12 protein-coding genes are annotated in these 10,547 nt (G+C 60.8%); 7 read left to right on the top strand and 5 right to left on the bottom strand.

Annotated elements, in window-relative coordinates; all coding sequences use genetic code 11:
* Positions 1-18 precede the first annotated feature (18 nt).
* From HP546_RS19065 to HP546_RS19035, 7 genes are all read left to right on the top strand, one after another.
* Positions 19-459 carry a YkvA family protein gene (locus HP546_RS19065; RefSeq protein WP_172228342.1) on the top strand — a complete coding sequence of 147 codons (441 nt, stop codon included), beginning with the start codon at positions 19-21 and terminating at the stop codon, positions 457-459.
* 265 nt (positions 460-724) lie between these two features.
* Positions 725-1,951 (top strand): site-specific integrase, encoded by a 1,227-nt coding sequence (locus HP546_RS19060; protein WP_172228340.1) that lies wholly within the window; start codon positions 725-727, stop codon positions 1,949-1,951.
* 154 nt (positions 1,952-2,105) lie between these two features.
* Complete coding sequence (locus HP546_RS19055; protein ID WP_172228338.1) at positions 2,106-2,339, top strand: AlpA family transcriptional regulator; 234 nt, start codon at positions 2,106-2,108, stop codon at positions 2,337-2,339.
* 106 nt (positions 2,340-2,445) lie between these two features.
* Positions 2,446-4,113 (top strand): primase-helicase family protein, encoded by a 1,668-nt coding sequence (locus tag HP546_RS31690; RefSeq protein ID WP_172228336.1) that lies wholly within the window; start codon positions 2,446-2,448, stop codon positions 4,111-4,113.
* The gene (locus tag HP546_RS19045; RefSeq protein ID WP_172228334.1) at positions 4,106-4,627 is read left to right on the top strand and encodes a hypothetical protein; all 522 of its coding nucleotides are present in this window, start codon (positions 4,106-4,108) and stop codon (positions 4,625-4,627) included. The genes HP546_RS31690 and HP546_RS19045 overlap by 8 nt, the downstream gene beginning before the upstream one ends.
* A complete protein-coding gene (locus HP546_RS19040) occupies positions 4,620-4,802 on the top strand; it encodes a hypothetical protein (protein ID WP_172228332.1) in 183 nt (60 codons plus the stop codon). The genes HP546_RS19045 and HP546_RS19040 overlap by 8 nt, the downstream gene beginning before the upstream one ends.
* A gap of 130 nt (positions 4,803-4,932) precedes the next feature.
* Complete coding sequence (locus tag HP546_RS19035; RefSeq protein ID WP_172228330.1) at positions 4,933-5,463, top strand: hypothetical protein; 531 nt, start codon at positions 4,933-4,935, stop codon at positions 5,461-5,463.
* Between the two features lie 500 nt (positions 5,464-5,963).
* On the opposite strand, the gene HP546_RS19030 is transcribed toward HP546_RS19035, so the two are convergent.
* From HP546_RS19030 to HP546_RS19010, 5 genes are read right to left on the bottom strand one after another with little or no spacing between them, the layout of a single operon-like run.
* Positions 5,964-7,301, bottom strand: a complete 1,338-nt coding sequence (locus HP546_RS19030) for a hypothetical protein (protein WP_172228328.1) — start codon at positions 7,299-7,301, stop codon at positions 5,964-5,966.
* Between the two features lie 30 nt (positions 7,302-7,331).
* Positions 7,332-8,300 carry a hypothetical protein gene (locus HP546_RS19025; protein ID WP_172228326.1) on the bottom strand — a complete coding sequence of 323 codons (969 nt, stop codon included), beginning with the start codon at positions 8,298-8,300 and terminating at the stop codon, positions 7,332-7,334.
* The gene (locus HP546_RS19020) at positions 8,297-8,815 is read right to left on the bottom strand and encodes a hypothetical protein (protein WP_172228324.1); all 519 of its coding nucleotides are present in this window, start codon (positions 8,813-8,815) and stop codon (positions 8,297-8,299) included. The genes HP546_RS19025 and HP546_RS19020 overlap by 4 nt, the downstream gene beginning before the upstream one ends.
* Positions 8,808-9,050: a hypothetical protein gene (locus tag HP546_RS19015; protein ID WP_172228322.1), complete on the bottom strand. Its 243-nt coding sequence runs from the start codon at positions 9,048-9,050 to the stop codon at positions 8,808-8,810. The genes HP546_RS19020 and HP546_RS19015 overlap by 8 nt, the downstream gene beginning before the upstream one ends.
* Complete coding sequence (locus tag HP546_RS19010; protein ID WP_256678498.1) at positions 9,047-10,357, bottom strand: hypothetical protein; 1,311 nt, start codon at positions 10,355-10,357, stop codon at positions 9,047-9,049. The genes HP546_RS19015 and HP546_RS19010 overlap by 4 nt, the downstream gene beginning before the upstream one ends.
* Positions 10,358-10,547 lie beyond the last annotated feature (190 nt).

Genomic DNA, 10,547 nt, shown 5'->3' with positions numbered 1-10,547 from the left:
TTTCCTCTTGGAGGCTCCATGAGCGGTCCCTGGAATTTCGCCCGTTTCCTGCCGTTGGCAGAGCGCCTGCTTAGCCGCGGCCGGTTGCCGGCCTTGCTGTTTGCCGTGGCGCGTAAAGGCCCACGCCTGGGCCAGCTACGCGAAGATGTGAAGCTGCTGCAGTCGCTGTGCCTGGCCTGGTGGCGTGGCGAATACCGCGCCATCAGCCCCAAGGCGCTGGTCACCATCGTCGCCGGACTGCTGTATTTCGTCAGCCCTATCGATGCCATCCCCGACTGGATACTGGGCGTGGGCTTCCTCGACGACATCGCCGTGCTGGGCTGGGTGTTGAAGACCGTGGCCGACGAACTGGCGCGCTTCAAGGCCTGGCGCGACAGCCAGGCACCCGAGCGGCTGCGGGTGGTCGAGCGCTTGCCGGCTACCCCGGAAGCGCTGCGGCTGGAGCGTAATACGCCGTGAAACCGGCCATAACTACCGCAACTGCACAGACCCCGGAGTTGGTAATATAATTGGCATAAAGGTTATGCCTACGGATTACATGCGGGAAGGCGAAGCGCCTCTACATGTGCCGGATTAGAGCGGCCTGATGCTCTTAATGCCTTGTTGTATGGGGCCTGCGTTGTATCGCGTTGTCATGTGGTGTTCCGTGTTGGTCATTGGAATCACTACAGAAAGGGGCATAATGGCTGGGTAATTTGCCCCCTGCCAGAGAGGCTATGCCCCCATGTCCGCCAAGCTCACTACCCTGCAGATCGACGCACTGAAGAAACCCGGCAAGCACCGGGTAGGTGGCGAGGGCTGCGGGTATCTTTACCTGGAGATCTCCAAGGCGGGCGGAAAGGTGTTCCGGCTCAAGTATCGCCTGGACGGTAAGGAGAACCGCTACACCATCGGTGCCTACCCGCAAACGTCGCTCAAGCAAGCCAGGGATGAAGCGGTACGGGCGAGGGGGCTGATCGACGAAGGCAGGCACCCGATAGATGCCAAGCGTGAGGCAGTTGAGGGGGCCAAGCGGGAAGCGGTGCTGGCGCAGGAACATGTTTTCCGGGTCGTGGCCGAGCGCTACCTTGCCACCAAGACCAAGCTAGCGGCCAGCACGCTGCAGCAATATGGGCGGGCACTGGAGAACCACATCTACCCTGTCGTGGGTGATCTGCCTGTTGCTGATATCAAGGTCAGTCACGTCGATACCATCATTCAGAAGTTGAAACGCAAGCCGACCATGGCGCGCTATGCGCTGGGCGTCACCAAGTCTGTGCTGGGGTACGCGGAACTGCTTGACCTGGTGCCTCGCAACGTGGCTGAGGGCAAGAGTGGTTTGCTACCGGATCATGCCGCTGAGAGCCATCCGGCTTTCACCAAGCCTACCGAGTACGCAGACCTTGGTGAACTGATGCGCCGGCTTGATGCTTATGAGGGAGCCAACGGATCAGTAGGCAACGCGCTGCGGCTGCTGGTGCGCATCGCCTGCCGTCCTGCTGAACTGGCCGCGATGCACTGGCGTGACGTGAACCTGGACGCGGCAGAATGGCGTTACGTCATCACCAAGACCAAGGGCAGGGACGGCAAACCCAAGATCCAATTTGTGCCGCTTGCGTCGCAATCGGTCCACATCCTGCGGACGCTGTTCGAGCAGTGTGAGGGCAGGGGGTATGTGTTCCCGTCCCCAGGCAATGCCGCTGGGCACATACAGGCAGATAGCCTGCTGTCCGCGCTAATCAACGGCTTGGGGTATAAGCGCGGGCAGATCACTGCTCATGGCTTCCGTGCCAGCTTCCAGTCGATTGCCTATGAGCAACTCGGCGTCGATCAGATGACCTTGGAACTGATGCTGGCCCATCGGGTGCCGGGCGCGCTGGGCGATACCTACATGCGTGCAGAGTTGGAAACGCAGCGGCGCGAGGCTGCACAGAAGTGGTCCGATTGGTTGGATTCCCAAGCACAAGCTTGACAGCCCAAGCGACGAACGGCAGCACTTACTTTGTTGTATTGCGTGTGCATTTTTTGGTATGTAGTTAAGTAAGAGTTCGAAGTAACTTACGCGCACCCTCTACTCACGGGAACCGCCACGAACAGTCCAGCCGACTTGTTACGAGGTTCCCGTCATGTCTACTCCCCACGTCACCCTCATCGATATTCGGGCTGCTGCCGATCTGCTCGGCTACAAGAACCCGCGCACCCTTTACGTGCTCATCAAAACCGATGGTTTTCCGTCCCCGATATGCGTGGGACCGCGTCGTAGCGACGGGCGTGCAGGCAAATCACGGTTCGTTCTGGAAGAAGTCCAGGCTTGGATCGCGGCCCGCGTGGCTGAACAGCGCCCTGCGCAGCATGCGTAACCGACGGGCAAAGAAAACCCCGGCGTGGGTTAGAGCCAGCCAGGGTTAAGAGGTGATTCCGATGGGTAATAGTATAACAAGTTCTGCGAGCGCAAGCTTGCGCGCCGTGAACGCTGATATTGATTTGCTCGCGAACGGGTTTGACCTGCGCACCCTGTGCTCACGGGCACCAAAACACGATAAGCCTCATACCATTCTTGGGACAACCCAAGCAGCCAACGAGCAGTCCGTAGTGCCCGGCACCGTTCACAAATTCGGCGAAAATCCGACCAGTGTGGCAGCAGGCATTGAAGCGCAGGGCAAGCAAGCATCGTCAACGGCACCTGCTGCCACGGTGATCAAGATGGTCCCTAAGGAAGGCGGTCGATCCACAATCAAAGTGGGCGACATAGACCCTGAGTCGCGCGAGATACTGCGTTACATCAGTGAGGACTTCATCCTCGTGACTGCAGACGGTGCGGTCTATGCCTACTACATCAAGCGCGGCTGCCGATTGACCAAAGAAGGCATGAAACATCAAATCCAGAGCCGTCACGGCACCATCGAGCAAGTCGCCAAGATCGACGGTGAAAAGATCGAATGGAAATCGCTCCCAGCTGGCGAAATCTGGTGGGAGTGGAAAGGCCACGAACGGCGCGTCGTCATGTACCTGGTAATGGAACCGACAGCACTGTCGGAAAGTGACGATGACCGGGACGTGTTCAACCTATGGCACATCCGCAAGCTGGAAATGGCGGAGCGCACAACGGCAGCCACCTTCGATGACATGTCGATCCTATGGGACCACCTGCTGTACCTGGCGGACGGGGACGCGCCGACGGCGGTGCGGTTCGTGTCCTGGCTGGCGTGGCTGTATCAACACCCTGACGACAAGATCCCTACTGCCTGGCTGCTGTATTCCGAGAATCGACGGATCGGCAAGAACCTGGTCGGCCGGCTGCTTGCGCGGGTGTTCGGCCAGTCGATGGTGCTGACGGATGGCGACGGCAAACTGCTTACCTGCAAGTTCGACGACGCGCTGCTGGACCGGCGAATCGCTTTCCTCAATGAGGTACGTCTGGTGGGCAAGGACCGGGCGAACTTCGAGGTGTTCAAGAACCGGGTCTCCGCCGAGCGCGTCGTCATCGAGCCGAAGGGAAGGCCCGCCCGTGAGGTCCGCAACACTGTGCACTACATCCTGACCACCAACCACGACGACGCGCTGCCGCTGACCGGAAACGAGGGGCGCATCAATGTCATGCGCTGTCTCGCACCGCGCAAACCAGATGCTTACTACGAAGAGCTAGTGGCGTGGATTGACGGCCCGGGCGCGGGCGTGTTCGCCAATGTGCTGGCCACCTGGGACTTTAAAGGGTGGGACCCCCATGCACCAGCACAGGAAACCGAAGCGGCCCGGGACATGCAACTTGCCGCCCGTGGGCACGGTGTCAGCTTCCTGGAGGAGCGCGCCGCGGCGCGCGAGGGTGCCTTTGCGCTGCAGATCGGTCGGTGTCTGGGCATCTACCAGCAACTGCAGCGGCTGCACCCTGAACTGATGAGGGATTACAGCATCACTCCACAGACGCTGCCAAAGATCCTCAAGGCGCTCGGCTTCAAACAGCTGTTCAAGCCCGGCACTGACGGCAAGCCATCGAGCAACCCGACTACCAAGGTATGGTGCTGGACCAACCACGATTGGTGGGACCGTCAGCCGGCAGCGGTATGGAACCAGTATCTAGAAGCGGGCGTACCGCCAGATGGCATGCCGCCCCATGGAGGTAATGACCATGAGTGAGTCAATTTCCAGCACCGTGAACCGACCTGTTTCGTTCAGCTTGGAGGTGTACGGTTCTGCCGCCAGGAGAATCGAAAAGGCTGCTGCGAAGCAGGTCGTCGATGATGCTGCTGCCCACCGGGCCAAGCTCAAGCAGGTGCGGCTGGAGAATCAGATACTGGCCGCTGAGTGGGCTGGGATCATGATGCGCAAGAGCATCGAAGAGGCTCTCGACCCGGCGACCGACCCACGTCTGCGGCGTGACCTGCGCAACGATGTGCTTGCCCACGGTGTCGGTAAGCCGCGTGAGGTCGAGTCGGAAACGGCCGAGTCGAAGCGCAAGGGCTCCGACGAAAGCCACCTGCTCGCTGTGCTGGCCGCGCTGTCCGCCCAGGCACAGCAGTCGCAGCTGCGCCTGGAGCGCGATGTATCGAACCAGATCACCACCGACGATCAGGCACTGCAACTGCTCCAGGAAATCACGCAGCAACGCGGCCTGGTAATCGATCACGAAGAGGGCAACGACAATGACTGACCAACCAATCACCCCTGAACGAGTTCGCGCACTGGTGGCCATCGCCCGTAACCAATCCCGTCCGGTCACCGTCCGAATGCGCGCCGCTGACGACATCCTGGACATGTGCGACCCTGATTACGTGGCGACCCTGGCACAGCCGTTGGCGCCCAGGGGCTCAAGTACTCCAGGTTGAACTTGAGGGCAAGCAATCACATAGACAAAGGGGCCAGGCGGGCGCACTAGCCCGTGCTCCCCTTATCGATTCCCTTTGCACATCAGCACCGCTATCATCCCGAGTTTCTGCAGTCGATGAGGGGGCAGCGGTGCCTACTACTTGGATTGAGATAGCCGATACTGCAGTCAAAATCGGCTTAGGTGCTGTTGTGACTGGGCTCGCGACGTTGGTGAATAACCGGTTGAGCCATGCAAAAAATGCGGAGAAGGACAGGCACGCCAAAAACGTGGAAATCCTGGAGAGTGTTACGCTTGCCGTAGAAGAAGCCACTCATGCGCTGCTGAAACATTGGTCCTTCATTGTTGACTGGGCTCGCAGCGTCGACAGTGGGCGGGAGATCACCAAGGAGCGGGAGCAGACGATTACTGATGCTCGAACTGAGCTTTTCCACCTGTTCAAGGGACTCACGAATAGCGAGGGCAGGTTGCTTCTGCTGGGATATGCCGAGCAGCAAAAAAAGCTGAGGGAGTTCGGCACGCTCATCAGTGAATACCACCGCTATTCTTCCCGAAACAACGACCTAATCGAAGTAACGGAACTGGAAGCGTGGCGTCTCAAAATCCTTCAGGGTAGGGAAGAGTTATACGCGGTCCTAAACAAAGCGTATCGGACAGCCTAGCGAGGCTGATCGAGCGGCGATAAATAGGCCATCCTTGGCCTTCCGACCTTCACTTGCCTCGCTTCCCCTTGTCAGTGCCGAAGCCAGTATCACTGCTGGCTTTGCCATCCTGGTGCCGCCCGGACTGAGGAAAGTATTGGTCCTTGCTAGGGACCGGCTGGTGCTTCGTACCGTCACGTTTGTCGATCATCACTCACCTCCACATGTGCCGGAATGGCACAGTCATTCGTCATCCACGCGCGTGCTTGCGTCAGGCGACAGCCCGAACAGCTCGGCGCGCAGGTCCTGCTCCAGCACATCTACCCTGCTGCGGTGCTCCACCGCCCAAATGGCTGCCTGCATCCCGCGGAGGGCAGCACGGCGCCGAGCCTTGATAGTCTCGGTGCCGGGGCCGTCCTCAACATCCCTACGGAGGCGGCACAAGAGCTGGCAGATTTTGGTTTCGCGCGATGCGTTCTCGCCTATCTGCGGCGTTGGTCCTGACGACATGTGCCACCCCCTTACATGAACAGGCCATACAGGGCACCGAGGCCGGCGCCGACCCCCATACCCATCGGACCACCAAAGGAACCCAGTGCGGCACCAGAGGCAGCGCCACCCAGCGCACCGCTGAGCCGGCTACCACCGCCCGCTGATTGCTGCGTAGTCTGGCTACCGGGCGCGCCTTGCAGCAGCTGTAGGTAATCGCTGATCATCGAGTACGGCAGGTTCTGGTTGTAGTTCCATTGCTGCATGCCTGCGTTGATCTGCGCTTGCTGATCCGCCGTGTTCTGCTGGCCCATCTGCGTCATCAGGCTGCCAGGGTAGGCCAGACCACCCTGCACATCGCCGATGAGCGCCTGCGACCGGCCAAGGTTGGTAAGCGCGTTCTCCTGCCCGTTCTGGCCAAGGCTAGCGAGCTGCGATTGCAGGCTGGCGCCCATGCCGGTCATGCCCTGCGACAGGCTGCCAGCGTTTGCCAGGCTGTTGGCCGACAAGCCAGCCAGGCCTTGGCCAAGGGCACCGCTTGTGCTCAGTGCGCCGAGGCCCTGCGAGGTCAGGCCCTGACCCAGCTGGCCAGCACTGTTCATGGCCTGCAGCCCCTGTGCGTACGCTGCGTTACCCATGTTCGCGGAAATATCCCCGACCGTGTCTTGATAGCCACGGGCCGCAATGCCCTCGGCGATGCCCTGTCGACTGGAACCCATCTGCCCTGCAGCTTGAGCGCCTTGACGGATGGCCGGCATGACCTGCTCGTTGAAGTTCTCGGTCACCGGGCGAATTGCCGAATTCACAGCCGATTGGAAGTACGGGTTGTTCGCTGGGTTACCAGCTGCCATCAGCTGGTTCATGGCGTTCATGGTGCCCGACTGGCCAGCCTGGATACCACCGCTGGTGCCGTAGCCTGCCAACTGGCCAGCAGCGTTGCTGACTGTGCCGATACCGCCAGATGCCTGCGTGGCTTGGGACAGCATGGAGTCGAGTGCCGACATGCCATACGGGGTGGCACCGTTGAGGTACTGTGCCATGTTCTGCATGTTGGTGGTGGCGTTGCCCTGGAGCTGCTGCCCATTGGCCAATTGATTTTGGGCACCAGTCATCATGTTCTGGCTGGCACCGAACGCGTTCTGGCCAGCCAATCCCATCATGCCCATGTTTGCCATTGTCTGGTTCTGGCCCATGCCCTCAAGGTAGTTGGGGCTCGCTACGGCTTGGCCAGGGTAGTACTGGGGACCGGCACCGCCGTACAGGCCGTTGGCGCGGGCATAGGCTTCGGACAGGTACGGTTGCACACCTGCCCACGGGTCGGCCTTTTGTACCGTAGTGCTGCTGCCGCCACCGCCTGATCCACCGCCCATGTCGCACACTCCTGGGGGCATTGCCCCACGTCAAAAGGCCGGGCGCTGGGTCGACCCAGCAGCCATTTCGTTGAAGAACTTGTCGAAGTCCGCATTGCTCATACTGGCAATGTCCTTTGCCGAGACGTTACCGCGCTGGTCCGGTGCACGACTGGAGCCGCTGACGCTCGACAGGCTGGTAGGAGCTTGTCGCGCGGGCTGCGAACGCACAGAGCGGTGCGATCCCTGGAAGCCGGTAGCCACAGCACGTTCGTACATGGCCTGTGCTGGGTTGATCCCCTGTTGGCGACACTGCAGCGCGAACTGCAGCAGCGCGGTGGCTTGGGTTTCTCGAATCTGTTGCTCGGTCGCACCGGGGTACGCCTGCTTAATGTGCTCGATGGCAAGGGCGTCCATATGCGCCACCGCTGCGTCGTAATCTGGTCGCTGACTACGGACCTCTGCTTCCAACTTCACTGTGTCCTGCGCGACCTCGTTGACCTGCGCGCGGAATTGCTGCTCCTGCACAAACTGTTGGGATTGGGCCTGGCCCTGGCGGAGGTTCTCCAGCTCCTGCTGGAATTGCGCCTTGAGTCCGTTCAGGTGGCCCTCGGGGTCGTCGACGAACGCTGGGATTTCGGCCTGTTGCTGCGCCTGCTGTTGCTGCTGGGCCAGCTGCTGCGTCTGCGCCTCGATCTGCGCGAGCCGCTGCTGCAGTTGTGCCAGTTCGGCCTGTGCTTGCTGGCGACGTGCCCGCTCTTCCTGCAGGGCACCGAGTGGGACTTTCTGGTGGCGACCTTTGCCCTGGCTGTCATCAGCGGGATCTTCGTTACCCTGGTCGTCGGCCTGGGCCAAATGTTCGTCACGGCGCTCAGCGTGCTCGTCATAGGCCTCAACCTGATCGGCGACGTCGTTGGGCACAGCATCGTTGACGTTCACGTCGTCAGGGATGCCAGCACTGCCAGTGGCCGCTGCTGCGATCTCACCGAGGAAATCGTCTTGGGTTTGTTCTTCGCTCATTTCGATACTCCTGCGCGGGCGCGCCTAGGTGTGCTGGCGGCTGGACTGGACTGCTGTGTCAGGCCATAGCGTTCCGCCAATTCATCGGCAGAGCGCTGGTCTTGCTCGGCACGCACACGGCGGTCGATGGCCTGGGACAGTTCACGCTGCAGCTGTGCGACTTTCGTCGCGTGCGATACCTTGGCCTGGTAGTCCGCCAGCTCGGCGGGGTCGAGTGGTCGGCGGGTGATCTGCTCGGGTGTCCAGCCGACGATCCCGCTACGCACGACTTGACGCTCTTTGCGCTGAATCGTCAGCAGTGCATGAAGCATCTGGCCCTCAGCCTCTATTGCACTGCGGGTTTCGACGCGGCTTGGTGGGAGCGTTTCCAGCAGCCTGGAAATATCGACCACGGGTGCGCCGATGATCACAACGAAACCGCCGTCGTCTGCTGGCTCGATGCGGGCACGCTTGGTGTCGATGGCCGCGAGCGCGGCGTCGTTGCGGAGCTGCAAAATCTGGCTGCGGTCAAACATGGCGATTCCCCTTGGCGTCGTTGAGCGCAGCGGTCAACGCTGCGATTTCGTTTTCACGTTGGCCAGCGAACCCGGCTTCCTGCGTGGCGCGAGCCAGTTTGAAGCGTGCGGCATTCAGTGCCTGCTCAGCCTGTGCCAGCTGTGGCCCCAGCATTTCGTATGCCCGGCACAGGCGGTCGTAATTGCCCTGTGCATCGCGGACAGCGACCTTGGCTTGTTCGATATTGGTGTTCATCGTTGCGCCTCCAGTTGGCCGCGCAGTCTGTCGAGGGCAGCGCGTTTGCCCGAAGTCAGGTAAGGGATCATCGCCAGCTTCACCGCATCGCGAGCTTTCTTTGCGGACTTGTCCAAGGCATCGCGCTTCTGGTCGTCGTCGAGCGCGGACCAGCCTTTGGAAGCCATGAGTCGGCGCGCATTGTTGGCGGTGATCTGGCCAATCAGCTGGGTGTATTCGTGGTACTGCGTAGGTGTCAGTTCATGGCGGACCTTGCCGGACGTGAAGTGATCTGCAGCAGTCGAAGGTGTCCAGCCGATGCGCGCTGCTTCCTGGCGCAGGGGGTCTGAGCTTTCCTGCGACTGGGCGATAGGTGCGGCAATGGAGAAAGGCCCGCCTGGGTACGTGCGGTTCGCCATGGGTTCGCCAAACTGGTCAAGACGCGTAGGCAGATCGGTGCGCAGGCCCGGCATTCGGTACTTGATCTGATCCAGCACAGAGTTGGTTTCCCGTGCGAACGGATCTTGCTCACTGGCAATGTTGCTCAGCAGCGTGAAAGGCTGTGCCATCGTTCCGGCTTGCTGGCGCAGATACCATTCGCCGTTGCGCTTGGGGTCCTGCAGGAACTCCACGAAGTTCGACAGGCCCTGCATGTACGTTTTGTTGATGGTGTTGTTCACCAACGAGCCGAGCACATTGGCTGCGATGTCGGCGCCATCCTTTTCGTCGTACTTAAGGGTGGCCATATCGCTGGCCAGGCCGAGCCACTGTGCGAAGGGGTCGAGTCGGTTGTACTCGTAATACTTGCCGCCGACTTTGATGCTGTATGGGCGCCACCCGCTGGCCAGCAGGGCTTGGCGTTCCTTCTTGTCGTCGGGGCCGGCACCAGTGATGTAACCCGCCTGGGCCAACATGCCGGCGCCAACCATGACGCCAGTACCCCACAGAATGCGCGCAATGGCCCGCTCCTGCTTGGCACCACCCGCCATCAGATCCTCCCGAACGTCTGCGAGCAGCGGCGCTGCCGGAGTGCGCTTGAGGCCAAACTTTACGATGTTATCCGGGGTGCGCACGAAGGGCACAATCAGGTTAAGCCAGGGAGCTTTGGCCTTGGCTGACATGATCGCGCTGGCAAACGCACCGGCTTTATTGTTGAACGTGTTGTTGCGGGCGTGTTCGCCAGCCGCTTCGATCATCTTGGCGGTAGGGTTTTGCACAAGCTGTTCAATGCGCTGGCTGAACTTCACCCCGCTGGGCAGTTGACCTTGGCGCTTCTCGACCAGCGCTTCGCGGCGTGCCAGGGTGCGCAGTTCGGCTTCATAGTTCAACGTAGCGAACCAGGCATCCTCGGCACCGAGGGCGCGGTAAGGCAGGCTAGCAGCGCGGTTAGCGGCGAAGGCTGCACCACCCAGTACACCGGGCTGGCGTGGGGTGTTGTTCAGGCCCTGGCTATTGTCCTGCTTTGCCATGCCACCCAGTACCGCCGATTCGCCAGTACGAAAAGCGTCGGCGGCTGCC

Source organism: Pseudomonas sp. CM25 (assembly GCF_013179705.1).
In the GTDB taxonomy this organism is placed as follows: domain Bacteria; phylum Pseudomonadota; class Gammaproteobacteria; order Pseudomonadales; family Pseudomonadaceae; genus Aquipseudomonas.
The sequence above is the reverse complement of the archived record's forward strand: the minus strand, read 5'-3'. Positions and strand labels throughout refer to the sequence as shown.